Source organism: Bacillus sp. JJ1532 (genome assembly GCF_036965085.1).
GTDB lineage: Bacteria > Bacillota > Bacilli > Bacillales > Cytobacillaceae > Cytobacillus.
Genome location: NZ_JBALOW010000002.1, coordinates 98,661 through 123,764 on the forward strand (window position 1 = coordinate 98,661; position 25,104 = coordinate 123,764).

The 25,104-nt window shown below is 39.5% G+C and carries 23 protein-coding genes; 6 read left to right on the forward strand and 17 right to left on the reverse strand.

What is annotated here, in order from left to right; translation table 11 throughout:
- Positions 1-47: 47 nt before the first annotated feature.
- From V7122_RS00845 to V7122_RS00870, 6 genes are all read left to right on the forward strand, one after another.
- Positions 48-1,709 carry a thiamine pyrophosphate-dependent enzyme gene (locus V7122_RS00845; RefSeq protein ID WP_335525452.1) on the forward strand — a complete coding sequence of 554 codons (1,662 nt, stop codon included), beginning with the start codon at positions 48-50 and terminating at the stop codon, positions 1,707-1,709.
- Between the two features lie 138 nt (positions 1,710-1,847).
- Positions 1,848-3,971, forward strand: a complete 2,124-nt coding sequence (locus V7122_RS00850; RefSeq protein WP_335525453.1) for a hydantoinase/oxoprolinase family protein — start codon at positions 1,848-1,850, stop codon at positions 3,969-3,971.
- Entirely contained in the window at positions 3,937-5,646 is a 1,710-nt protein-coding gene (locus V7122_RS00855) for a hydantoinase B/oxoprolinase family protein (protein WP_335525455.1), read from the forward strand. The genes V7122_RS00850 and V7122_RS00855 overlap by 35 nt, the downstream gene beginning before the upstream one ends.
- 261 nt (positions 5,647-5,907) lie before the next feature.
- Positions 5,908-6,414 (forward strand): acetyl-CoA carboxylase biotin carboxyl carrier protein, encoded by a 507-nt coding sequence (gene accB / locus V7122_RS00860; protein WP_335525457.1) that lies wholly within the window; start codon positions 5,908-5,910, stop codon positions 6,412-6,414.
- 12 nt (positions 6,415-6,426) lie between these two features.
- Positions 6,427-7,767: an acetyl-CoA carboxylase biotin carboxylase subunit gene (gene accC, locus V7122_RS00865; protein ID WP_335525458.1), complete on the forward strand. Its 1,341-nt coding sequence runs from the start codon at positions 6,427-6,429 to the stop codon at positions 7,765-7,767.
- A 40-nt stretch (positions 7,768-7,807) separates the two neighbouring features.
- Complete coding sequence (locus V7122_RS00870) at positions 7,808-8,578, forward strand: LamB/YcsF family protein (protein WP_335525460.1); 771 nt, start codon at positions 7,808-7,810, stop codon at positions 8,576-8,578.
- Positions 8,579-8,773: 195 nt separating this feature from the next.
- On the opposite strand, the gene V7122_RS00875 is transcribed toward V7122_RS00870, so the two are convergent.
- The 17 genes from V7122_RS00875 to V7122_RS00955 form a co-directional block, all read right to left on the reverse strand.
- Positions 8,774-9,496: an SDR family oxidoreductase gene (locus tag V7122_RS00875; RefSeq protein WP_335525461.1), complete on the reverse strand. Its 723-nt coding sequence runs from the start codon at positions 9,494-9,496 to the stop codon at positions 8,774-8,776.
- Between the two features lie 29 nt (positions 9,497-9,525).
- Positions 9,526-10,482, reverse strand: a complete 957-nt coding sequence (locus V7122_RS00880; RefSeq protein WP_335525462.1) for a biotin-dependent carboxyltransferase family protein — start codon at positions 10,480-10,482, stop codon at positions 9,526-9,528.
- Positions 10,470-11,195 (reverse strand): 5-oxoprolinase subunit PxpB, encoded by a 726-nt coding sequence (gene pxpB, locus V7122_RS00885; protein ID WP_335525463.1) that lies wholly within the window; start codon positions 11,193-11,195, stop codon positions 10,470-10,472. Before pxpB ends, V7122_RS00880 begins: the two co-directional genes overlap by 13 nt.
- A 118-nt stretch (positions 11,196-11,313) precedes the next feature.
- Positions 11,314-12,603, reverse strand: coding sequence for a TRAP transporter large permease (locus V7122_RS00890; protein WP_335525464.1), 1,290 nt, complete (start codon positions 12,601-12,603; stop codon positions 11,314-11,316).
- A gap of 26 nt (positions 12,604-12,629) precedes the next feature.
- On the reverse strand, positions 12,630-13,175 hold the full coding sequence (locus V7122_RS00895; RefSeq protein WP_335525466.1) for a TRAP transporter small permease subunit: 546 nt from the start codon (positions 13,173-13,175) through the stop codon (positions 12,630-12,632).
- A gap of 92 nt (positions 13,176-13,267) precedes the next feature.
- Positions 13,268-14,302, reverse strand: a complete 1,035-nt coding sequence (locus V7122_RS00900) for a TRAP transporter substrate-binding protein (RefSeq protein WP_335525468.1) — start codon at positions 14,300-14,302, stop codon at positions 13,268-13,270.
- A gap of 237 nt (positions 14,303-14,539) precedes the next feature.
- On the reverse strand, positions 14,540-15,310 hold the full coding sequence (locus tag V7122_RS00905) for a sulfite exporter TauE/SafE family protein (RefSeq protein ID WP_335525470.1): 771 nt from the start codon (positions 15,308-15,310) through the stop codon (positions 14,540-14,542).
- A 186-nt stretch (positions 15,311-15,496) separates the two neighbouring features.
- Entirely contained in the window at positions 15,497-16,300 is an 804-nt protein-coding gene (locus tag V7122_RS00910; protein ID WP_335525471.1) for a putative hydro-lyase, read from the reverse strand.
- Positions 16,301-16,333: 33 nt separating this feature from the next.
- Entirely contained in the window at positions 16,334-17,650 is a 1,317-nt protein-coding gene (locus tag V7122_RS00915) for an MFS transporter (protein WP_335525473.1), read from the reverse strand.
- Positions 17,651-18,236: 586 nt separating this feature from the next.
- Entirely contained in the window at positions 18,237-19,439 is a 1,203-nt protein-coding gene (locus tag V7122_RS00920) for a pyridoxal phosphate-dependent aminotransferase (RefSeq protein ID WP_335525474.1), read from the reverse strand.
- 189 nt (positions 19,440-19,628) lie between these two features.
- Entirely contained in the window at positions 19,629-21,017 is a 1,389-nt protein-coding gene (locus tag V7122_RS00925; RefSeq protein ID WP_335525475.1) for an MmgE/PrpD family protein, read from the reverse strand.
- On the reverse strand, positions 21,014-21,688 hold the full coding sequence (locus V7122_RS00930; RefSeq protein WP_335525477.1) for an RraA family protein: 675 nt from the start codon (positions 21,686-21,688) through the stop codon (positions 21,014-21,016). Before V7122_RS00930 ends, V7122_RS00925 begins: the two co-directional genes overlap by 4 nt.
- A gap of 27 nt (positions 21,689-21,715) precedes the next feature.
- Complete coding sequence (locus V7122_RS00935) at positions 21,716-22,192, reverse strand: aconitase X swivel domain-containing protein (protein WP_335525479.1); 477 nt, start codon at positions 22,190-22,192, stop codon at positions 21,716-21,718.
- Between the two features lie 5 nt (positions 22,193-22,197).
- Positions 22,198-23,439, reverse strand: coding sequence for an aconitase X catalytic domain-containing protein (locus tag V7122_RS00940; protein ID WP_335525481.1), 1,242 nt, complete (start codon positions 23,437-23,439; stop codon positions 22,198-22,200).
- A gap of 24 nt (positions 23,440-23,463) precedes the next feature.
- Entirely contained in the window at positions 23,464-24,147 is a 684-nt protein-coding gene (locus tag V7122_RS00945; protein ID WP_335525482.1) for an RraA family protein, read from the reverse strand.
- Positions 24,144-24,704 carry an RraA family protein gene (locus V7122_RS00950; protein WP_335525483.1) on the reverse strand — a complete coding sequence of 187 codons (561 nt, stop codon included), beginning with the start codon at positions 24,702-24,704 and terminating at the stop codon, positions 24,144-24,146. The genes V7122_RS00945 and V7122_RS00950 overlap by 4 nt, the downstream gene beginning before the upstream one ends.
- A complete protein-coding gene (locus tag V7122_RS00955) occupies positions 24,674-24,844 on the reverse strand; it encodes a hypothetical protein (RefSeq protein ID WP_335525484.1) in 171 nt (56 codons plus the stop codon). Before V7122_RS00955 ends, V7122_RS00950 begins: the two co-directional genes overlap by 31 nt.
- Between the last annotated feature and the right edge of the window lie 260 nt (positions 24,845-25,104).

Genomic DNA, 25,104 nt, shown 5'->3' on the forward strand with positions numbered 1-25,104 from the left:
TCTAAATATTGTAACGTATAAAATAATAAAGTTAGGGGATTAAAATAATGAAACAAAGGTTGAATGGTGCAGACGCGATTGTAGAGTGTATGAAGTTAGAAGGTGTCGAACATATTTTCTGCGTTCCAGGAGAAAGCTATTTACCATTAATGGATAGCATCTACGAAACGGATGGTATTGAATTAATTTCTACACGTCATGAAGGCGGTGCTGCTTTTATGGCTGAAGGTTATGGGAAAGCAACCCGAAAACCTGGTGTTGTCATGGCAACACGGGGAGTTGGCGGAAGCAATCTAGCTATCGGAGTCCATACCGCCTACCAAGATTCAACGCCTATGGTTGTTTTTTTAGGGCAAGTTCATAGTAAATTTCGTGGCCGGGAAGGCTTTCAAGAAGTAGATCTTGATCAATTCTTTGGTCATATTGCTAAATGGACTGTAGAAATTAAAGATGCAGAACGAGTGCCTGAACTCGTTCAACGAGCATTTCGGGTTGCCAAAAGTGGTCGACCAGGTCCTGTCGTCATTTCTCTTCCTGAAGATGTTCTCGTTGAAGAAGCAGATATGTTTTTTGGACCGGTTTCCCATGCTCCGGCTCCACAACCAAGTGCTCAAGAAATATCTTTTGTACAAGAACTACTTAAAAAATCGAAACGACCTGTCATCCTTGCTGGCGGCGGTGTTATTGCTGCAAATGGTGAACAGGCTTTGCAAGAGCTAGTCGAGAAGTTCAACATTCCAGTTATGTCCTCATTCCGTCGACATGATGTATTTCCAAATAATCATCCTCTTTATGCGGGACATTGCGGTCTTGGAACATTTTCACCTATTCTAGATACGCTTCGCATGGCAGACCTTGTCCTTGCGATTGGTACACGTCTTTCAGAAGTAACAACCCAGGATTACAGCATTATCAAACCGGAACAAACGCTAATTCATATTGATATAAGCGAGGATATACTAGGTAAAGTTTTTAGTCCGCATGCTGGAATAGTTTCAGATGCTAAAGAAGCTCTAGAAGCATTACTCAATATGAAAATTGAACAAAACTGGAGAACTTGGGGCAATGAACGGCATGCAGTCTATAGACACGCTGGTGATAACTTTGCTTCCGAAAAAGAACAGTCCATCGACAATCGAGAAATTATACGGATGCTTGAGACCGCACTTCCAAAGGCATCGATTATAACTAACGATGCGGGTAATTTCGCAGGTTGGCTGCATAATTTTTATTCCTTTACAGATTCCAAAACATATATAGGTCCAACGAATGGTGCAATGGGATATGGATTGCCTGCCGCTATCGGTGCTAAGCTAGCCAAGCCAGAAAAAACAGTTATCTCTTTATCAGGCGATGGCGGCTTTATGATGACAGTTCAGGAAATAGAAACTGCAGTCCGATACAATATCCCCGTGATTGCTCTTGTATTTAACAATTGTATGTATGGGACCATTCGCATGCATCAAGAAAAAAATTACCCTGAGCGCGTCATTGGCACGGATTTAAGTCATACCAATTTCTCTGAACTTGGCAGTGCTTTAGGAGCGATAAGTTATCGAGTAACAACGAATGAGGAATTTAAAGATGTGTTTGAACAAGCATTAAATGAGGGGAAAGTGACAGTCATTGAAATCATGACAAACCCCGAGGAAATCTCTGTACAAGAAACAATAACCTCTCTTCGCAAAAAAGCATTAAATCATGCTTAATTAGATAAACTTGGCATTCGCTAAGTCCTTTCGGCGAATGCCTTAGTTTTTCAAATGGGCAACTAAAATTGGTTCAATTCGTAAAAAGAATATTCGTTTAGTCAAAAAATAGATGAAATATTTTACAGGAGGTTATTTATGTCAACCATTCGTGTTGGGATTGATATTGGCGGAACATTTACAGATATAGTGTTTATTGATGAAGAAGGAAATAGGATGTTTGGTAAAACCTTAACAACCTATCCAGATCCATCAGAAGGTTTTCTAAAAGGCTTGAATGAAAACCTTATCAAATATGGCTATTCCTATAGCGACATAAAGACAATTATCCATGGCACTACCCTAGTCGTTAATGCCCTAATTCAACGAAAAGGCGTGAAAACTGCTTTTATTACAACAAAGGGCTTTCGTGATCAATTAGAGATTGGCAATGAAAATCGGTATGACTTATATGATCTTTTTATAGATAAACCAGCCCCACTAGTGCCAAGAAGATTAAGATTTACAGTGACTGAAAGAATTCTTGCTAATGGAGAACTCCTGCAGCCGCTAGATGAAGAAGAAGTACGCGAAGTCTTTAAAGAAATGCTGGACCAAAAGGTTGAAGCTGCGGCTGTATGCTTGATTCATGGCTATAAAAATCCTGTTCATGAAAAAAGGATTTTAGAAATCGCTCAAGAAGTGGCGCCATCCATTCGCGTTTCACTGTCTTCCGAGGTCTCACCTGAAATCAGAGAACTTCAGCGGGCCTCCACAACCATTGCCAACGTATATGTCCAGCCGCTTGTGGAGAGCTATTTAACCAAATTAGAAAAAGATCTGAAAAGTCGCGGATTTACCGGTCATTTCCATATGATGCTTTCGGGCGGTGGAACCTGTACGATTGAAACAGCCTGCCGTTTCCCTATCCGTATCTTAGAGTCCGGGCCTGTCGGAGGAACCATTGCCGGAGCCCATTACAGCAAGATATCCAATATTTCCAATCTGTTAGTGTTTGATATGGGCGGAACCACTGCAAAAGCTAGTTTAGTTGATAACGGTGAGCCGATTATCACCAACGAATTTGAGGTTGGTCGCGAAAGCCGTTTTAAGAAAGGCAGCGGCATCCCTGTAAAAGTCCCAGTGGTAGAAATGATTGAAATCGGTGCAGGCGGCGGCAGTATCGCTTACATCAATCGAATGAATCTCATAAAAGTAGGACCAATCAGTGCCAGTTCCGTTCCCGGACCAGCTTGTTACGGTAAAGGAGGTAACTTGCCGACCGTTACGGATGCTGATCTAGTATTAGGTTACTTAAATCCTGACTTTTTCCTTGGCGGCGAAATGCCATTAGATGTCGATGCTGCCTATAAATCTATTGAAGAGCATGTCGCAAAGCCGCTTGGATTAAGTGTGACAGAGGCTGCATGGGGCATCCATCATATTGTTAATGAAAATATGGCAAGTGCTGCCCGAATTCATGCTGTTGAAAAAGGCAAAGACATCAGAAATTACCCATTATTTGCTACGGGCGGCGCTGGGCCTGTTCACGCTTGTAATGTGGCAAATATCCTCGATGTATCTACCGTCATCTCCCCTGTTGGGGCTGGTGTTTGCTCGGCATTTGGCTTCCTAGCATCACCGATTGCTTTTGACTTTGTCCGGAGCTACCACGGGCGCTTAGATCAGTTGAATCTCCAGGAAGTGACAGATCTATTAGTCGGAATGGAGAAAGAGGGAGAATCGCTTCTTACCCAATCCGGTATTAAGCATGAGGATCTCCATGTCATCCGCAAATGTGAAATGAGATACGTCGGCCAATCCTATGAAATTAGTGTTCCCATTCCAAACGGGGAATTAAATGAAGATTCAATTGAAATGATTCGGAGTAATTTCAAGCATCAATATGAAAAGCTATACTCTGAGGCAAGCGATGCTGTACCAATTGAAACCGTTAATTGGCGAGTCGTTGTTCAGGGGCCGACTCCGGAGATTTCTTTAAATTCTGCTTCAGAGAAAAGTTCGATGAATCCGAAACCTAAAAATAAACGAAACGTTTATTTTAACCAATATTCCGATTATGTTCTGACCCCAGTCTATGATCGTGATCAATTGAGTCCAGGATCTGTAATTTCTGGTCCTGCCATAATCGAAGAGCGAGAATCGACTATGGTCGTGACCCCAAACTTCTCTTTGACTATCGATCCATTCTCGAACCTAATCTTAAATTCCAAGGGAGGCAGAATAAATGACAAAAACAGCGACAAAAGACAGTATGTTTGATTCCGTCCAAGTGGAGGTATTATGGAATCGGCTGATTACGAACTTGGAAGAACAGGCGAAAACATTGATCCGGACATCGTTTTCCAACCTGCTTTCCGATGCCGAGGATTTATCCTGCGGATTATTTGACAGCAAAGGCAATATGATTGCTCAGGCAAATACCGGAACACCGGGACATATTAATACAATGGCACTAGGAATCCGTCATTTTATAGAGCATTTCCCCCCAGAATCCTTACAGCCTGGCGATGTATTAATTAGCAATAACCCATATGAAATTTCTGGACATCTTCTAGACGTTACAGTCGTAACCCCAGTATTTCTCAGCGATCATCTCATTGGCTATTTTGCATCTGTATGCCATGTCCCTGATATCGGCGGACTGGGCTACAGCCCTGAAGGTGAAAGCATCTATGAGGAAGGTCTATATATTCCTTATATGAAATATTATAGTGCCGGACAGCTGAATGAAAGCCTGCAATCCATTATTGCTGCTAATGTCAGGTCTCCCTACGAGGTTCTTGGAGATCTGAGAGCTCAAGTGATTGCGCAAGAAGTGGCCATTAAAAACCTTATGGAAACGCTAAATGAATTTGGTCTAAGCGAAATTGACACTCTAGGCAACGAAATTATCCAGCGATCTGAAGAAGCGATGAGGAAAGTAATATCCGAAATACCAGATGGAACCTACGAAAACGAAATCTATACGGATGGTGTAGGCGACCCCATTAAACTAAAATGCTCCGTAACGATTAAAGGGGATGAAATTTCTGTAGACTTCGATGGAACATCGCCAGCAAGCTTAAAAGGAGTCAATGTTTCTCTTTATTATACATTGGCCTATGTGACCTACGGATTAAAGATAGCGATCGCTCCAGATATACCAAATAATGAAGGAAGCTTCCGTCCTTTAACTGTGACGGCTCCTAAAGGCTGTGTATTGAACGCAGAACATCCAATGCCTACGGCTGCCCGGCATATTATCGGCCATTTCGCCCCCGTTTGTGCGCTAGGTGCACTGCATGAAGCCATGCCGGACAAAGTCATTGCCGAAGGTGCTACGTCACTCTGGAACATTCAGGTATACGGAGAAGACCTACAAGGAAAGCCATTTTCCTATGTCACATTTAATACAGGCGGGATGGGCGCTACTCCTATAAAAGATGGCTTGTCTGCAACCGGTTTTCCTTCAGGCGTCAAAGGCACGCCTGTTGAAATCGCCGAAATTAATTCGCCGTTAATTTTTTACCAAAAAGAGCTCCGTCAAGACTCAGGTGGCAGCGGAAAATATCGGGGCGGGCTCGGGCAAATCATTCGAGTAGGCGTTCGTACCGACAAGCCATGGCGGTTGCCGTTTATGTTTGATGGCCTTAATTTCCCGCCAAGCGGTTTATTGGGTGGATTGCCGGGAGAAAAAGCAGAGGTTTTACTTAATGATGAAACACCTTTAACATCCAAAGGGCTCTATACCATGGCCCCAGGGGATACCATCACCTTAAAACTACCGGGCGGAGGCGGCTACGGCAGCCCTAAGGAACGTGATCCAGAACTAGTTCTTTCAGATGTGATCAATGGTTACATTTCTCAAGAAAAAGCTAAAGAAGATTATGGCGTTGTTATCGAATCAACACCCAACGGAATGCAAATAGAATGGAATCAAACAAAGAATAAATAGGAAATTTGATTTCACGTAATGAAACAGGGGACAGTTAGTTATTTTTTATGATTAACTCCCCCTGTTTTTAATATCAATAGGTTACTATCATTATTGGTTCCTTTTAAATATCGATAATATGGATTTTATATTTCTAATTATTTCGTTTTACAAATAAAAACATTATTAATAAAATGAAGAGAGTGTTATTTTTTAAATATTCGGATAAATATTTTTAAGTCTTTTTGTCTAACGATAAAATTAAATTTTGGAGTGTAATATATGAAAATTGACGAACTACGGGACATTATCCAATTAGTTAACCATTCTTCTTTTAATGAAGTTCAGTTTGAGATGAAAGAAGAAAAAATAGCAAAGATACTGATTAAAAAAGGTAGCTACTTACCAACGGCTGTGATGGATGCTGAACCTTCGGTTGAAATACTGCCTACCCTTTCATCAGCAGCACCTGTTTCTGTCCAGCAGCAAGAAGATTCTATTATATCCGAGAGTAAAATGTCGGATATTAAAGCAACAGAAGAACCTCATTTACATAAGATTGTGTCACCGATGGTTGGAACATTTTATGGTGCGCCTGATCCAAACTCCCCAAAATTTGTTCAGATCGGGGATAAAGTTGAATCCAATATGGTTGTCTGCATAGTAGAAGCTATGAAATTGTACAACGAGATCGAAGCAGAAGTAGAAGGCCAAATCGTCGAAATTCTTGCAGAGAATGGACAGCTCGTAGATTTCGGACAAACTTTATTTCTGGTTAAACCGGAATAAGGGGGAACGATCATGTTCAAAAAAGTCTTGATAGCTAATAGAGGAGAAATTGCTGTCCGTGTAATTAGAGCTTGTAAAGAAATGAATATTGCTACTGTTGCCGTGTATTCGGAAGCTGATAGCGAGGCTCTCCATGTCAGAATGGCAGACGAAGCTTACTGTATTGGACCAACGGCTTCAAAAGACAGCTATTTGAATATGGCTAATATAATTAGCGCTGCGACCCTTACTAATACAGACGCCATTCACCCGGGTTACGGCTTTTTATCAGAAAACGCCAACTTTGCGGAATTATGTACAAGGTGCGGTATTACATTCATTGGGCCAGATTCTGATGCTATTAAGAAGATGGGCGATAAAGCGGTAGCCCGGGAAACAATGAAACAAGCAGGTGTCCCGACTGTTCCGGGAACAGAGGGTATCATCGAACACGTAGATGATGCTGTTTCGATTGCTAAAGATATAGGATATCCCGTTATTGTGAAGGCAACCGCTGGGGGCGGCGGCAAAGGGATGCGAGTAGTCTATGATGAGGAAAAATTAATAAATGCCATCCGGCAGGCACAAAAGGAAGCAGAAACTGCTTTCGGCAACTCCGGTGTATACCTTGAAAAATACCTGGAAGAGCCTCGCCATGTGGAAATCCAGATTATTGCCGACAAACATGGTGAAGTGGCTTATCTTGGGGAAAGAGATTGCTCAATTCAACGTCGGCATCAAAAACTGGTTGAAGAAGCGCCCTCCCCTGCTCTTGACCAAGAACTGCGCAACAAGATGGGAGCGGCAGCGGTAGCGGCGGCGCGTGCAGTTCATTATTGCGGCGCCGGGACGGTAGAGTTCCTATTGGATAAACACGGTCAATTCTATTTCATGGAGATGAATACCCGTATTCAGGTAGAACATCCAGTAACGGAGTGCGTAACCGGAATTGATTTAATCAAAGAGCAGATTGCTGTGGCAGCTGGACATCCCCTCTCATTTAGTCAAGATGAGGTAAAAATTAACGGCTGGGCGATGGAATGCCGGATTAACGCTGAGAATCCAGCCAAAAACTTTATGCCCTCCCCCGGTACTATTGATATATACTTCCCTCCTGGCGGCTTTGGCGTCAGGGTGGACAGTGCGGTTTATCCCGGTTATCAAATTTCGCCATTCTATGATTCTATGGTTGCGAAAGTGATAGTCTGGGGAAACGATCGTAATGAAGCAATCCAGCGAATGAAAAGCGCCCTAGGGGAATTCGCTATTGAAGGCGTTCATACAACGATTCCTTTCCATCTTCAATTACTGGAAAATGAAGCTTTCATTAAGGGTGATTTCAACACCAATTTTTTGGAAAATTTTAAAATATAATTCTCTATAAAAAAGTAACTGGTATGCTTTGGAGGTATATATGAAAAAAATCGATTTAAATTGTGATATGGGGGAAAGCTTTGGAGCCTACAAACTAGGGATGGATGAAGAAGTAATCAAACTAATCTCCTCAGCAAATATCGCCTGTGGATTTCATGCGGGTGATCCAAATGTGATGGATAATACCGTTGCGATGGCCAAGGAATATGGCGTAGGTATTGGCGTCCATATGGGATTCCCTGACTTACTGGGATTTGGTCGGCGAGAAATGGATATAAGTAGCAAAGACTTAATCAATTATTGCATCTATCAAATAGGTGCCTTACAGGCATTTTGCCGAAAACATGACGTGCAAATCCAGCATGTCAAACCGCATGGCAGCCTAGGCAATATGTGTGTTGTGAACAGCAGAATTGCTAATGCCGTGATCGATGCTGTAAAAATGATTCTCCCGGATACAAAAGTGTTTGTTATCCCGGATGGAGAAATTCATAAAGCCGCTGTAGAGAAAGGCCTTTCTGTCGTGCTTGAAGTTTTTGCTGACCGCGCCTATACAAAAGAAAGAAATCTAGTATCACGTAAACTGCCTGGCGCTGTCATCAAAGATCCTAATGAAGCAGTGGAACATGTATTGCGAATGGTCGTTGACGGCAAGATAAAAACTATTGATGGAGAATTGGTCGATATAGAAGCAGAAAGTATTTGTGTACACGGTGACACGCCGGGTGCGTTGGAAGTGATTCGCCGAGTAAGGGATAGGCTGGAACAGGCTGGAGTTGAAATTGCCCCTATTGGCCGCTTTGATTATTAGATGACTGCAATATATTATCTTGTTTAGGTTGTTTGATTATTAAGAAATCTATTCGCAGCAAGCTATATGATTATAAAACAAGGAATAAACAAGTTGAATACAAGTTTCACCCATTCAAAACTCCAAAAAAGCGCCTCTAAATTCAAAATACGAATTTTGGGGCGCTTTTAAGATAGACTACATTATTTTCCGAGACTATTGTTCACCCTGCATTTCTATATTTAACGATACAGGAATAGCTCTTGGCGAAGTATTTAATAAGTATAGTACAGCATCTGCAACATCAGATGGCTGAAGCATTTTTTCCTTCTGGCCAGCACTCATTGGCGGCCTTTCTGTCATTTGATCACGAAAGTTTGTATCAACTTGAGAAGGTGATAATAATGTAACTTTCACATTATGAGGCTTTGCTTCCGCATACAAACATCTTGTAAAAGCATCAACTGCTGCTTTTGATGATATATAGGCCGCAAAATTCCCCATACTACGGGAAGTCATCACTGAGGAAATGTTAATGATATGTCCTTTTTTGTTCTCATACATATGCGGAAGCAAGTATTTACACATCCAAAAGGTAGATCTATAGTTTACATTTATCACCTGGTCCCATACCTCAACAGACGTTTCATGTATTTTTGACCAATGTCCCAAACCGGCATTATTGATTAATACATCGATATTTCCTACTTGATTTAAAATGGTAGCAATCGCTTTTTGAATAGATCCTTCATCTAGTAAGTCAAACACTAGTTTTTGCGCCTTTCCACCATTTCTTTTTATCTCTTGACTTACTTCTTCCAATTTTTCTATATCTCTTCCAGCTAATATTACAGTTGCTCCATTGCTTGAGCATGCTAAAGCGATTGCCTTACCGATCCCACGGCTAGCTCCAGTTATTAATATAGTTTTATCTTTCATTTTTTCTCCCTACAAACAAATAAAGTTATTTACACACAGGCATAATTAACTGTATTCATTAAGTTTAATAGTTTCTCCTGCTCTTTCCAAAGCCTTTGCGCCTCTGAAATGTCAATTTCCTCAAAACAAACATAATCCCCGGGCCTTCTCTGTGCCAGATAAGGGAGATCCACTCCTATCACAACTCCAATTTTGGTATAGCCTCCCGTTACCTGACAGTCAGACATTAATATAATCGGCTGGCCGTTTCCTGGTACCTGAATTGAACCGGCTGTAATAAAATCGGAAAAAATATCTGGCCCATTCAAATGAGTTAAGGCCTTACCCTCGAGCCGATAGCCCATACGGTCCGAATTGGTAGAGATTTGATAAGGCGTCGAAAGCATTAGATCAATCGCCTCTTCAGTAAAAGCATCGTTTTGCGGTCCTAAGATGACTCTAACCATCCTGTTCTCTTTATAATTTGGAATATAGGATGGCGGAAGCTTTCTCGCTAGAAAGCTAGTTTTTGCTTTCATTTCCCCTATGCAAATGACATCGCCTTTTTGCAGCTTTCTTCCCTCTAAGCCGCCGTATCCGCCGCGAAGGAAGGTAGATTTACTTCCCATTATTGGAGGAACATCAATTCCGCCCGCCATCGCCAAATATGAACGGCAACCGTATTTAATAGACCCAAAATCGAGAATATCTCCTTTATAAACCTTGATAGATTTCCATAAGGGGACTGTTTCGCCATTTAGCATTGGCGATAAATCTGCTCCTGTAATAGCGATTAATCCATCTTTAATAAACTTTATTTTTGGACCTAACATAGTGATTTCCAGCCCAGCCTCCCACTCATTGTTGCCAACTAGTATATTTGCTAGCCGCAAGGAAAGGGCATCCATTGCACCACAGGCTGATACCCCATAGAATTGGTAATTCTTTCTGCCAAGATCCTGAATGGTTGAAAGCATTCCTGGTTTCATAATTTCTAAAAATTCCATTTTCCCCGCCACTCTCTCTGTTTATGTGGATCCCATCTTTTAACTTCTTCAGATGTAATAGGAACAAATTTGATATAATCCCCCGCACGAAAGATCGTTGGGGGATCTATGGATGGATTAAATGTTTCGAATGGGGTCCTGCCAATGACGTGCCAGCCTGTCGGAGATTCATTCGTAATAATGATGGTCTGCTCATTGGCGATGGCAATCGTTCCCTTAGCCACTTTAAAATTCGGACTTGTACGTCTAGGCAATGAAAGTCTTGGATCAATCTCTCCACAATAGGGATAGCTTGCTATAAATCCCAGCATATAAATTAAATAGTGTCGGGAAGAATGAAGATGGATGACTTCTTCCTGACTAAATCCCGTTCTTTCAGCAACTTCTTTTAAATCCTCGCCGTATTCCCCTCCATAAATCACCGGTATATGAATAATCCGGCCTCCGTTATGCTCTTCCTTCTGATCATGCGTTTTAAAATTTCTTATCTCGGCAAGCAATTCATCATAAGTAATGACAATTGGGTCATAATGAACAGCTAGGCTGCGCATGGTAGGAATAGTCCCCTTTACTCCTCGAATCTTTGCTTCCTTAATAAGGAAGGCATAAGAATGAACTTGGCTGTTTGTACTGACTGATATTTCATTTTTAAAATTAATGATTAGTGCCTGTTCTCCCAATGGCCGAAATTCTAAATCAGAAATTAAATTCAACCCTTACATCTCCCTTTTAAGAAGCCATACCCCTGAGTTATCTTAAGGGAAATTAATCAAAATCTTAGAATTCAGAGGTTTGAAACTTTATATATTAAACGAATATTGTGTTTGCTCACTATAGATTAGGCACCCAAGTGACAATACTAGGGAAAATAGTAATCAACACTGTAAGTAATAAAATAATGCAGAATGACGGAAAGCTATACTTTGCTATTTTTGCAACACTGTCTCCCGTTAGTCCATTTAGGACAAATAAGTTAAAGCCTACTGGTGGAGTAATTTGTGCAACTTCAATCATTAGGATTAAAAATATTCCAAACCAAAGCGGATCAAATCCTGCCACTGTAATTAGCGGTAAGGCTAATGGGAGGGTCAGTAAAATAATCGAAAATCCATCTAATATACAACCAAGCAATACATACATAATCACCAGGAGAATAATCAGTTCATATTTTGAAAGTCCAAGTGTACCGATAAATGCAGTTAACTTACCAGGGAGGCCCAGATATCCAACGACTACAGACATATAAGCAGCAGCAATAACAATTAACATAATCATGGCATTTGTTTTTATGGAGCCTAAAACAGCTTGGATAAAAGCTTTTTTCGATAAGCTTTTTGATAAAACAGCTATAAGGATTGATCCAAAAACACCCACTGCCGCAGCCTCCGTTGGGGTTGCCCATCCCGCGTAAATACTTCCTAAAACCATCGACATTAAAAACATGACTGGAAGTAAAAGCGGAAGCGCCTTTATTCGGTCTGACCATGTATAATTCTCCGCTTTCGGAGCTAAATTAGGGTTAATTAAGCATCTAATTAGAATATAAGTACTGAATCCTATTGCAAGAAGAATGCCCGGAAGGATACCGGCAATGAACAGTGCCCCAATACTAACATTGGCAGAAATCCCATATACGATCATTAACATACTTGGGGGAATTAAAAATCCTAACGTTCCAGCACCTGCAAGACTGCCAATGCTAAGAGAACGGTTATAATTACGCTTAAGTAATTCCGGCATAGTTACCTTACCTACTGTTGCAGTTGTTGCAGCAGATGAACCACTTACCGCCGCAAACAAGCTGCTTGCAACAATATTAACGTGAATTAATCTGCCTGGTAAAAAGGCTAGCCAAGGAGTTAAGCCTTTAAACAGGTTTTGACTTATATTACTTCGAAAGAGAATCTCTCCCATAAATATAAATAGTGGCAGAGCAACCATCGTTGGACTATTTGCTTGGTTCCAAAGAATATTCGTTAATACATTTAACGGAGGAGTATCTGTAAAGAAAATAAAGCTGAAGACTGCTACGAGCAGTAAAGAGAGCCCCACCCAAATTGTACTTCCTAAGAAAAGGACCAAAAGGCCTAATATGGTTAATGAGATAACAGTGATATCCATTTTAAATTCCCTCCTTTAAAAGATGTTTAATGCCCTGCTGCTTGAAGCTCTTGGTCTTCTTCCTCATTAATCTCAAGCTCGCCGCTGCGGTACCTTAATACCGTTTTTGATATTTCAGCAATAAACTGAAGTGTGAGAAGGAGAGATCCTAGAGGCAGGATAAACTGTGGAATGGCCAAATAAGTTTTGGTCAACTGCATCGATTGTGTTCCTGAAACTAAAGAGTCCCAAAAGAATTGAAATGTGGCAATCGTAATAATAAGAAATGCTGCTAATCCTACGACATAGGAATATATATCAAGGATCATCCGAGCCTTTACCCCTTTAAAGACCTTGTAAAGAAACACCATCCGAATATGGCCCTTTTCCTTAAGCGTAAAGGCAAGCCCCAAAAATGTAATCGCTACCATAAAATAGGCAGTATATTCGGTCGTAATATAAATCGTACTATTAAAAACAGAACGGGCAACAATTTCCCCCATAATCAAGACAACACTTAAAACCAACATCGTTCCTGCTATATAAGCAAATACCTTATTGGTATTATCAACTATGCGAATCATTTTCTCCATATTATTCCTCCTCTGTATCTCTGCAGTAGAAATAGAACTGATTGGATAAAAAGGGCAGTCGCAAAAAATACTTTAGCGACTGCCTTTCTTTTTTATCGCCCTGCTTTTTCATAGAACTTGTCAATAATTTCCTGTGCCTCAGGAGGCGCTTTGCTTAACCAATCCTGTCTAATATCTTCTGTAAGCTCCTCTAATTGAAGGACCAAGTCCTCACTAACCTTGGAAGTAGTAATTCCATTTTCGTTTACAATATTCTCCATCTCTTTACCTAGTTCAGCCACACTATTCCAAAGTTCCTCTTCAATTTCTTTTCCTGCTTGAAGGATTAAATCTTGAGTCTCTTTATCTAGTGAATTAAATTTATCTAAATTAATTGTTAGTGCATTGGTTCCCGCCATTACACTGATTGGTAAATAATAATGTAGTACTTCCCAGAACTTACTATCAACCGCTGAAGTAGTAGAAGTCAAGACAGAATCAATGACACCAGTTGATAAGGCTGAGTATACTTCATTAAAAGGAAGCGGTGATGGTGTACTTCCTACCGCACTTGAAACACGTGTAGTTAAATCATCAAAAGTTCGGGTTTTTAATCCTTTAAAATCATCTATTGAGGTGATTTCTTCCTTTGTCCAGAACCCTGTCAGCGGCCAAGGAGAAGTATAGAGGATTTTTTGATTCCATTTTTCTTCGACCACTTTGTCAAAATAAGGACGAGCAACTTCATTTAGAATTTTATACTCTTTAAAATCTCTATAAAGAAATGGCAAAGACCCTATTCCTAAAAGAGGCGCATCTCCGGATACACTGCTCAATAGTACATCAGCCATTGGCACAGTGCCGTCCCGCACAACCTTTAGATGGTCAGAACTTGAATAACCTAATGTTCCGTCAGCACGAAGCTCGATGTTTACTTTTCCACCAGTTGCTTCTTTTACTTTTTGATTAAATTTTACAATCCCTTGTCCAATATGGTTGCTTTCTGGATACACAGAACTTATGAGCCATGTGACAGAATCAGCGGATTTTCCATCACCTGCAGATTTTTCAGTATTACCTCCGCCACAAGCTGCTAGAATCATAGACAACATAAGTAACAACGATACAACAACACTTAATTTACGCATCTTATCCCCCTTAATTTAGACATCTTTATATTAACTCTTCATCAAATTGATGTTAGAAAATATCAAAGATTCAGATTATTAAACTAACTAAATAATAGTATTATTTAATCGGTTTGTAAAGTGTAAGATTTAGTATTAAAAAATCGATAAGTTAGATATTTCGAAAAAATCAAACCCCACTATAGGCGTTTCTAATGGGGTTTTGAAGAATTCGGGCTATTGTAATCTGGAGAATTGCTAAATATTATTTTTAAAAATATCTATTAAAACCATTATAATTATTAAGACCAAGATAACATTCAATCCATAGCGCAAGAATCTATTAGGAATATGTTTACCTAGGGTTGGTCCAATAAAACCTCCTATTATTCCGCCAATAGCAACAACCAAGGCAATTTTCCAGTTCATCATATTAATAACGGATTTCCCTACAATTCCAAAAAGAGCAATCAAAGCACCGCAAAATGTTGTTGTTCCAATCGTTTTCCGTACCGAAAAGCGCAATACATATATCATATAAGGCATAAATATAACCATTCCGCCTATTCCAATAATGCCAGTAATGATGCCTAATAAAAATATAATAATAGAACCTAGCACAAAAAATTTACGTGTAGGAGGCTCTTCTTCCTTTTCTTCAATTGGAATAAAATTAAAAATCAAAGACAAAACAACAATGATTCCAAATATGATAAGAATAAATAAGCGATTAATATTCTCTGCTATGAAACTGCCTGAAATAAACGATCCAATGGATCCACTTGCAGCAAGTATTATTGCATATCGGTAAGGTATTAACCTAGCATTATGGTACCGGATTGTTGCCGCTGCTGTTGAAAAAAAAGTAAGTCCAAGTGTAGCTGATGTAATAGTTTGAATAGTAAAGTGGTTTCCTGTTATTAAGGGGTAAACATATAAAAGCAAAGGTGTCAATATCATAGAACTGCCTGCCCCTAATATACTGGCTATGAAACCACACAGCACTCCAAAGATTATTAAAAAAATCATTTAAAATTAACTCCCTTATTTTTATAAGGTAAACTCTTACCTACTAAGACTAAAACATTTAACAGAACTAGAGGATCTATCACCCTATAAGATTGATTATTCATACAATAAGTTAGAATAAACCAAATAAATGCTTCTTTAATTCTTGATGAAAAACACACCCAAGAGAACTTGAGTGTGTTTCTTTTATAGTACAGTTAATCGTTCCTCTTCCCAATCCGTGATAAACATACAACCTGGTGCATGAGTGATCATGATTTCCGGTTTTACTTGCATTGCAACGGCTTGAGGGGTCACCCCACATGCCCAGAATACTGGTACTTCCCCATCCCGAATAGGTAAGGCATCTCCAAAATCAGGTTTATTAATATCCCTAATACCTATAGACTCAGGAGAGCCTATATGAAGCGGTGCTCCATGGGTAGCTGGAAACCTAGAAGTAACTTGAACAGCCCGAACAACATCTTTTTCCGGTATAGGCCGCATACTTACCACGGTAGGACCTGCAAATCTTCCTGCAGGAACACATTCAATATTGGTTTTATACATAGCAACATTCGAACCTAGTTCCATATGACGAAGCGGGATCCCATTACTTAAAAGAGCCCTTTCAAACGTAAAACTACAACCAATGAGGAAAGCTACCATATCATCCTCCCAAAATTTCAAGATATCTGTTACTTCATCAACAAGTTCTCCTTCCCGGTAGATTCGATATCTCCCAAGATCTGTACGTATGTCGGCATTTGGTGCGACAAGTTTAGGATGAGGAGATCCTTCTGTGACATCCAATATTGGACAAGGTTTCTGATTCCTCTGGCAAAATAAAAGAAATTCGAAAGCTGCTTCTTTTCTTAAGACAACCAAGTTTGCTTGTGTAAATCCACTTGCTATTCCGTAAGTAGGACGATTCAATTTATTCTCCCTAATTAAACTCCGAGCCTCTGATGGAGTCAAATTGGACAATTCAGTCAAACTTTCTAATTTCATGATCCTTCTCCCCTTTTTACTAAAAATTAAAATCTAAAGATTACTTGTTTTCTTATCAATTAATAAAGAATTCTTGCCTTTATCTCCTTTTAAGGTAGCGAGTAGAATGGAAGCTATTACTAAGGATCCTGCCAATACAAAGAAACTAGCGTTTACACTTCCAGTTGCCGTTTGGACCGCACCAATAATATATGGGCCGAAAAATCCCCCCAAGCCACCTATTGAATTAATCGTTGCGATCCCAACTGCGGCATTTGCCTCACTAAAAAATAGTGTGGGCAAGGTAAAAAATGGACCATAGTAGCTGTAAAAACCTGCTACAGTTACCGATAAGAGAATAATAGAAAGTGTAGGATTTGCTGTTTGACTGAGAAGTAAGAGGGCTACCCCCGCTATAAAAGGACCAACTGCTGCGTGATATTTTCGTTCAGAAGTAAGATCCGAATGTCTTGCATTCAAAATCATAGCTATACATCCAATCAGATAAGGGATCATCGAAAGGAATCCTACCGTTGTGTTTGAAAACACAGCAGATAAATTTTTGATAATTTGTGGCATCCAAAAAACAAGACCATACATACCGATATTGGTACACAAAGCGATTACGGCTAATCTAAGAACTTTCCCATCAAATATCAATTTTAATGAAGCTAATAAACCATGTTTTACCCCACCTGCTGCTTGATTATCACGCTCTATTTCCTCCGTTAACCAGGATTTCTCTTCCTTCGTTAACCACTTTGCATCCTTTGGACGATCAGGCAGAAGATAGAGAGTAAATATACCTAATATAACAGCTGGGAAACCTTCAAGAACAAAAAGCCACCTCCAGCTCTCTATACCCCCCCAGTGTATATAGTCTAGAATAAGCCCAGAAACAGGTGCACCCACAATGTTTGCAATACCCAGTCCTGTCATAAACAAGGCTATGGCACGAGCACGGTCCTTCTTTCGAAACCAAAAGGTTAAATACAGTATGACACCTGGGAAAAATCCAGCCTCTGCAACACCAAGAAGAAATCGTATTGTATAGAGATGGTTTACATTTTGAACAAACCCTGTTAGAACTGAAATGATCCCCCAAGTAATGATAATACGTGCTAGCCAAATACGAGCTCCTATTCGATGAAGAAACATATTACTAGGCACTTCAAAAATGAAGTATCCGATAAAAAAGATTCCTGCGATTAGCCCAAATTGTTGTGGGGAAATTCCCAAGTCCTTGTTCATCGATAAAGAAGCATAGCCAATATTAACACGATCAAGGAATGATACAATGTAAAGAATGATCAAAATTGGGATGAGTCTGTTTCTAACTTTTCTGGTGGTCCGTAATTCTAGATTTTCCATCAATTCACCTCAATCAATTTTTTGTGACAAACAATCATTTGCCCAAACAAATTCTGGAACCGATTATCCTCTTTTTACCACTCCCCCTTCTTTTTACCATTTCAGTCTTCTCTAACTGGTATCACATAATTTATCAAAATCTACATCGCAATATGCAATGAAGATTCATTAAACCAATTTTGAATATTGTTCTTTTATTCATGATGACATGATTCTCCACTACTTCATCTGAAAGTATATGATCTTCAACTAGATTTCTTAGAACCTCTTTCTCAGAAGCTAAGTTTCTTTTCTACTAACAATCATCAAATATTTTTGAAAATAATAAAAATTCTGATATTTTATAATTAAATATTAGTATTACTTGACCTGTATGTAAAGTTCAAGTTTTAAGTTTAATAAATCGACAAGTTAGATATTTACCTTGTCAAAATAATCATTATCCCATTCTAGGCGTTTCCATAGGTTTTAGTAGACTTCTTGCTATACGTTCTGATAAATTGCAAAAAATAACCCGCGATAAATATTTTGGAAATAGCAAGAGCATAGAAAGATATGTTGCTTTCTATGCTCTTAGGTTAGTTATCTATGAAACATGATTGACCACAAATTCCTTGAATCTCTTTAACCCTTCTTCTATCGTTTCCATATCTGTTGCATAGGATAGGCGTATATGGTCTTCCATTTCAAAACTGCTTCCAGGTACAACTAAGATATTTGCATGTTCTAATAGCAATTTGCATAAGATGTCATCGTTTAAGATCGTTTCTCCCATGGCCTTCTTGCCTATTAATCCTTGGATATTAGGGAATGTATAAAAAGCACCTTTCGGCAATGAACATTTCACTCCAGGTATTTCCTGTAACATTTCTACCATCCGTATCCTTCGCCTATTGTACTCTTCTTTCATTTTTCTAACGGGTTCTTGGCTCCCCTCCAAAGCATCAATAGAAGCTATTTGAACAAAAGAGGTAGAATTACTCGTCATGTGACTCTGTATATCATCCATCGCTTTTGCAATTTCTAGGGGGGCCGCAGCATAACCCATACGCCAACCCGTCATTGCATAGGCTTTGGAAAACCCATTGACAACAATCGTTCGATCGAAGATTTCCTGACCAAGGCTGGCTATACTTATGTGTTCTTCCCCATCGTAGACTAGCTTTTCATAGATCTCGTCAGAAATAACCATAATATCGCGATTTACGCAAATCTCAGCGAGTTTTTCTAACTCCTTTCGGGTATAAACAGCACCGGTTGGATTCACTGGGGAGTTTAATAAAACTAATTTGGTTTTTGCTGTAATCACTGAATCTAGTTCTTGTGAAGTAATCTTAAAATCATTTTCCATTTTAGCCTTGACCAAAACAGGCACACCACCTGCCAGCTTCACCTGCTCCCAATAACTTAGCCAAGCCGGTACCGGAATAATCACTTCATCGCCAGGATTCAAAAGTGCAAAGAAGATGTTCGCCAAAGAATGTTTGGCACCCGAAGATACGATAATCTGATTAGGCTTATAATCAAGTCCATTCTCTTCCATGAGCTTAATACTGATAGCTTTGCGCAGCTCCATAATTCCTGCCGCCGGAGTATATTTGGTAATCCCTTGCTTCATCGCTTCATAAGCTGATTCACAAATGTGCTGCGGAGTGTTGAAATCAGGTTCACCTGATCCAAAAATACAAATATCTATTCCCTGCTTACGCATATCCCTTGCTTTCATCGTTAACTCTAATGTTTTAGATCCCTCCACCTGTTGAGCACGGTGTGATAACTTTGAATTCATTTAAATTCACCTACTTGATTATTTTATCTTGCTATGGAAAAGAAAAAACTACATATACTTTTACATTAAACTTTGAATTTAAATATCAGTTAATGAAGTATAACTGCTTTGATATTTACCCATCATCAAACAAAAGCCGATATCATCTTATGCCCCCGCAAAACCCTATTTAAGATATTTTTTATGTCCCTAACCCTTTAATAGTTTAGTAAACTCAGATATATCATCCAATTGATCTAATTGAAAAATTGTATCCCAAATCTCTTCAGCTTTTTCATCAGAGACAGCATCTGCAGTTAATGATATAAACTTTTCTTTTAACTCACGATCTGAAAGCGGATGCTCTGGTTCACCCTTAGGGAGGTCGCATCTAGAAATATATACCTCATTGTCCTTAGTAGTTATTTCTATAATACTAGGCCATTTTTCATCGTACAGTGCGTCTAATTCATCATCCGCTACAACCTCAACTTTAGATGCTAGTTCTAATATTTTTGGGTCATTTATATTTTCCATCGAATATTCATTTCTCCACGCTCGACCGAATATTAATGCAACAGCAATCGTATATGGTGCACTATATTTAGCTGCAGGAATGGATGTTGGTTTTTTTTCAGTGCCGCGTGCACCCACCACAAATGTGCGGTGCACAATCTTTTCAATATTATTAGGTTCCAAATTATGCTTTTCTCTTAGTTCAAGGACTGCATCTATTGCAGTATGGTGCTGTCTGCAGCAAGCATATGGTTTAATTCCAGTATTTAATATTTCATACCCATCCTCAATACCGATATAAATTCGGTTGTTGTCAAATGAATCTGAAACAGTATGATAAAAACCAAAATCTCCTTCAAGTGCCGTTTCTGGGCCTTCGAACCCAACATCAGTTAGGGCGGTAGAATAAATACCTGCATAGTTTGCCCAGCCCATAATTGTATCTTTGGAAGGTGCCCCCAAACGGAAAGATTCAAATGGAGCCAATGGACCTAAGTACGAAGCCGTTCCTATGGCTCCAGCTGTTTTTTCGATATTAAAATTAAATAATTTTGCAGTTGCTGCTGCTGCTCCAAATACTCCCAACGTACCTGGCGCAAGATATGTCCGATCAACATATATGGAAGGACTTACAGCGAGACCGATTCGAATCTCAACATCGTATCCCAAAACCGTTGATAATAGCAGGCTTTTTCCACTAAATCCATGTTCTTCGCATAAAGCTAAAGCAGCTGGAATAACTGTAACTCCTGGGTGTGTATGGGATGTACGATGGACATCATCTAATTCCATATGAAACGTCATTGTACCGTTTGCTAATGCAGCACATTCAGGTGAAGTGATGAGATTTGAACCCCAAATTACAGCTTTTCCAGCCCCACCCTTTTTAGCTGAAAAGACTCCAATTCTCTTTCCAACTTCACTAGTTGATCCAGATAAACCTATGGCAATGACATCTGCGATTCTCCGTTTTGCTTCATGGATAACTTCAGGCGGTAAATCCTCATATCGGGTATTTACCACTTTTTCAGCTAAAGAATTGGAAGCCGTTTTTTTGGCAGTAGCTTGTGATGCAGATTTCACTTCATAACCTCCTTGGCCACACGCTGTAGCTCATCGTATTTATATTTTTCCCGAGCTTCCGTTAAAGAAGCACCTTTCTTTAACTCATCGATAATTCCTTGTTCGGCCCTTTCAATTTCTTTGGCAGCTGAAAGAACCTCTTCAGCACGATTATGTGGGATTACCAATACGCCTGTCTCATCTCCCATAATGAGGTCTCCAGACCGGACTTGGACTTTTGCAAGGGAAACGGTTTGATTTGTAGATTGAACCATTACACGGTCTTTACCAGTCACCATAAAGAAACCCTTACTAAACATCGGATAGCCCAGCTCACGGATTCCATCTACATCACGACAAACCCCATTAATAGCGGTACCTGCAATACCTTTGTTTGTTGCAACATAGGTTAAGATATCTCCCCAAACTGTACAATCAGTACGCCCCTCATTATCTAAAACAATCACATCCCCTGGCTCTGCATCATCAATATAGTTGCCTACTGTTCCTGTATCTTCACCAATTGGAATATATTTAACTGTAAAAGCTGGCCCAACCATTTTTTTCCCAAAAACAATCGGTACTACCCCCTCACAGCCACCCCTAATGTTAAGTTTATCAAGGGCATCTGATACAGTTGGAGTTGATAATTTCATAAACTCTTGAACTAGTTCCTTTGTAGACATTGACATTTCTTTGTCCTCCTCTAATCTTTACAATTAATTAATAGAAGATTTATTGGTTGATTCAGTTTTTTCATTTTCTGTGATCTTTTTATAGCCTTTTTTTACAATAATTGTTCCTGTATCAGCATCTAACTCAATATAATCACCCGTTGTGATTTCAACAGTAGGGTCTTTATCACATTTAGCCACAACAGGAATGTTGCCCATAATGGCCCCAATCGTTGTAACAGACTCTGGCTCTACTTGAATAAAAGCAAGCGGAGCCGTACCTCGCTCTGCCATATCATATATTTTATAGGATCCTCCTGTTGAACCTTTTCCCGTTTTAAATACTAAAATTTTCCCCGCAACGTTTACACCCTCTAACTGATGTCCGGGCTCTGTCACAATCCCCGTTAAATTGTCAACTCCGCCGTTAAAACTAATTGCTTCATTTGTAACAAGGGCTTCACCTTGAGCTTTACCTCGGAAAATCTTTCTTCCTTTTAGAATCAATTTATTTTCTGTCAATTACATTACCCCCAAGTCCCTTTAATAGCAGCCTTCATGACTTTTTCTAAGTTCCCAAAATGTGCAGGTAAATCAAACATACCTGGTGCATAAAATGCCATTTTTGCTGAGTTAGTTGTGAGAGATCTGTAGCCTTTTACAGGTGCAAACTGTTTTGTTCGTGCTAAAAATGGACATGTTTCTCTTATTACCTTTCCACCCGCTGCCTCAATTGTTTGAATATATCCTACTCTTTCAGCCATAGCATACATTGCCGCAGAGGTAGTAACCCAAAGAGTTACATTCGGATGAACGATTTTTCCTTCCAATGCTTTCGCCACTCCTCTAATTTCCTCTACACTTGCATTTGGACAGCCAATATGGACCCAATCTACAATGTCACTAGGCGCCTTATCTAATTCAGCTTCCGACTTACTCTTTTCTGCTTCGCCGAAGACGAGCACTTTTTCTGGCTCTTTTCCACCAAAAGCCGTTTCCAAGGTTGGGGCTTCAGGTGTTACCCCGACAGAATGAAACATACTAACTGAACCTGAGGATGCTAAAGCAGCACTTAGTGCTTTTTGTTCATCTAATGTAGGTGTATTAGGCATATTTAAAAATACTGGTGTATCTTGACCTACCTGCTTTCCTACAAAATAGCCCAAAGTTCCATAATCCGTCATATCATTAAGTGTAGTTTCTACTTTTACCAATACTTTTCCATAACGATTCTCCGTTAAATGAAAACCATATAATGGAGTTCTCCCGGTAAGCGAAGATGCAAGAGCACTTGGGCCACCTTCTCTGTTTGTACGAGCCCCATAAACAGAGTTAGCAAAAACAACTGCCGATGACTCTCCCCAGGCTAAATGTTCTCCAAATCTTGGAGTATTTCCTACAAGATATGGTGTACATGTGTTACATGTATTAGCTCCCATATTTTTATATGAATCTGAAAGTCTAGCTTGTAATGCCGCATCAGCTGGATCAATCCCTATTTCTTCCCATTTATCTGGATCAATTGCAGTTGGGTTAGTTGTTACCGTTGTTACAAATTCTCCTCCCTGCTTTTGGATATCTTCAACGAATTTTGTACCAGCATCGCCTGCAACTACGATAGAAGACCCCGCCATGTGTACACTATTAATCGAAATTAATCTTTCTGCTTCAAATCCTTCACCTAGAGCAACAAGTATTTCCATTGCCTTCTGTACAGAGGGACCTTTGTTGCCATTTAACATATCTTTTTCTTCTTCAGTTAAAAACATGATTATTTTCCTCCCTGCACTCTATTAAGATTTTTTCTCGAGCATCCTGTCGTACCCCGACTGACGGTCAACTTCAGAGAAGGGGATTCCCGATTTTAGTAATCGCACAATTTCTGCTTCACGATCAAATAATTCTTTGCTTACATGAAGTACTTCTTCCGCATTTTCAATCGGAATAACAACAACGCCGTTTATGTCAGCCATAATAATATCAACTGGGCGAACTTGTACACCACCAACTTGAACTGTACAATTAAATCCTCCCTGCACATTTCTGCCGCGTGCAGTAAATGGCACATTACCTCTCGCATAAACCGGGAACTTAATTTCACTAATGATATCAATATCACGGGCTGCGCCATCAATAATTACCCCTGAAACCCCTTGCTGTTGTGCAGCGAATGCTAATATCTCACCCCAGCAATTCTGATCTGTACGCCCTGAATTATCTATTACAATGATGTCTCCTGGCTCAGCTATATCCAGAGCGTCTGCCCCTAAATGTCCTTTCGGAACTTCTGGACCATGAGGAATTATTTTCATAGTAATGGCAGGTCCTACAATTTTTTCACAATCAAATAAAGGGCGAATTCCATGAACACCGCTTGATAATCCAAGCTTATCTAATGCATCAGATACATTGCAGGTAGAAAGCTCCTTAAACCCTTCGATTAATTCTTTAGATGGTCTTTTAACTGTCTGACTCATAATGCATTTTCCTCCTTTGGATTACTTTCTTCGATAATGCAACCTTTTTCTTGAAGAATTTTGTCATACCCCATAAAGTAGAAAAACGATTCTACATTTCGAATACGCCTCATATATTCAGCTTCTTTTGCTTCTCGTTCTTTTGCCTTTATTAAAACTTCTATTGTCTCTTGAAGTGGTATAACAACAATTCCATCGTCATCGCCAAGAATAATATCCCCTGGATTAACCGGGGTATCTCCAATAGAAATGGGATGGTTGATATATCCTAACGAATCCTTTGCGGTCCCCTTAATGCTTACCGATTTACAAAATACAGGAAACCCAAGCTCTCTAATTGCTTGTGAATCCCTTACGGATCCGTTTGTAACAAACCCTCCAAATTTACGGGCCTTTGCTTGAACAGTCGTTACTTCCCCCCAAGGTCCTGCTTCCGTTAACTGTCCCATATCAGCAATAATTACATCTCCAGCCTTAGCCATATCAAGAGCTTTTAATAGCATAAGATTATCTCCAGCGTGACCTTTTAAGGTAAGCGCAGGTCCGCAAAGACGCATACCACTAAATAATGGCTTGATTGATGAAAAACAGCCCCTCTTTTCCCCATCACTTCATGTATCGTTGCTGTTGATTGGCTAGCAATTTCATTTATTAGTTCTGGATTGAGTCTTTGAATATTTGTAAGGATATGTGCCAAATGATTTCTCTCCTTCTTTTTCCAATTTCATATTTACCTAATGCTTGAACCAAAAGTTTCCTCCTTGATTTACTTAAACAGAAAACGTTTCTTTATGTAAATCTGTTGAATCTCTTAAGCTTCTTTTCCTAAAATACAAACGAATAACAACCTTTTATAATGACTTCAAACTTTACTATAAGAAATCAGATGATTCACTAAAAATATAGCACCTTGTATACAATGAATCAATATAATTTTTGGAATATTTTAAAAATTAA

What these genes read in the sequence shown, in the direction of transcription:
- V7122_RS00845 (WP_335525452.1), top strand. Translation starts at nt 48, where the DNA reads ATGAAACAAAGGTTGAATGGTGCAGACGCGATTGTAGAGTGTATGAAG.
- V7122_RS00850 (WP_335525453.1), top strand. Translation starts at nt 1,848, where the DNA reads ATGTCAACCATTCGTGTTGGGATTGATATTGGCGGAACATTTACAGAT.
- V7122_RS00855 (WP_335525455.1), top strand. Translation starts at nt 3,937, where the DNA reads ATGACAAAAACAGCGACAAAAGACAGTATGTTTGATTCCGTCCAAGTG.
- accB (WP_335525457.1), top strand. Translation starts at nt 5,908, where the DNA reads ATGAAAATTGACGAACTACGGGACATTATCCAATTAGTTAACCATTCT.
- accC (WP_335525458.1), top strand. Translation starts at nt 6,427, where the DNA reads ATGTTCAAAAAAGTCTTGATAGCTAATAGAGGAGAAATTGCTGTCCGT.
- V7122_RS00870 (WP_335525460.1), top strand. Translation starts at nt 7,808, where the DNA reads ATGAAAAAAATCGATTTAAATTGTGATATGGGGGAAAGCTTTGGAGCC.
- V7122_RS00875 (WP_335525461.1), bottom strand. Translation starts at nt 9,496, where the DNA reads ATGAAAGATAAAACTATATTAATAACTGGAGCTAGCCGTGGGATCGGT.
- V7122_RS00880 (WP_335525462.1), bottom strand. Translation starts at nt 10,482, where the DNA reads ATGGAATTTTTAGAAATTATGAAACCAGGAATGCTTTCAACCATTCAG.
- V7122_RS00890 (WP_335525464.1), bottom strand. Translation starts at nt 12,603, where the DNA reads ATGGATATCACTGTTATCTCATTAACCATATTAGGCCTTTTGGTCCTT.
- V7122_RS00895 (WP_335525466.1), bottom strand. Translation starts at nt 13,175, where the DNA reads ATGGAGAAAATGATTCGCATAGTTGATAATACCAATAAGGTATTTGCT.
- V7122_RS00900 (WP_335525468.1), bottom strand. Translation starts at nt 14,302, where the DNA reads ATGCGTAAATTAAGTGTTGTTGTATCGTTGTTACTTATGTTGTCTATG.
- V7122_RS00905 (WP_335525470.1), bottom strand. Translation starts at nt 15,310, where the DNA reads ATGATTTTTTTAATAATCTTTGGAGTGCTGTGTGGTTTCATAGCCAGT.
- V7122_RS00910 (WP_335525471.1), bottom strand. Translation starts at nt 16,300, where the DNA reads ATGAAATTAGAAAGTTTGACTGAATTGTCCAATTTGACTCCATCAGAG.
- V7122_RS00915 (WP_335525473.1), bottom strand. Translation starts at nt 17,650, where the DNA reads ATGGAAAATCTAGAATTACGGACCACCAGAAAAGTTAGAAACAGACTC.
- V7122_RS00920 (WP_335525474.1), bottom strand. Translation starts at nt 19,439, where the DNA reads ATGAATTCAAAGTTATCACACCGTGCTCAACAGGTGGAGGGATCTAAA.
- V7122_RS00930 (WP_335525477.1), bottom strand. Translation starts at nt 21,688, where the DNA reads ATGTCAATGTCTACAAAGGAACTAGTTCAAGAGTTTATGAAATTATCA.
- V7122_RS00940 (WP_335525481.1), bottom strand. Translation starts at nt 23,439, where the DNA reads ATGTTTTTAACTGAAGAAGAAAAAGATATGTTAAATGGCAACAAAGGT.
- V7122_RS00945 (WP_335525482.1), bottom strand. Translation starts at nt 24,147, where the DNA reads ATGAGTCAGACAGTTAAAAGACCATCTAAAGAATTAATCGAAGGGTTT.
- V7122_RS00950 (WP_335525483.1), bottom strand. Translation starts at nt 24,704, where the DNA reads ATGCGTCTTTGCGGACCTGCGCTTACCTTAAAAGGTCACGCTGGAGAT.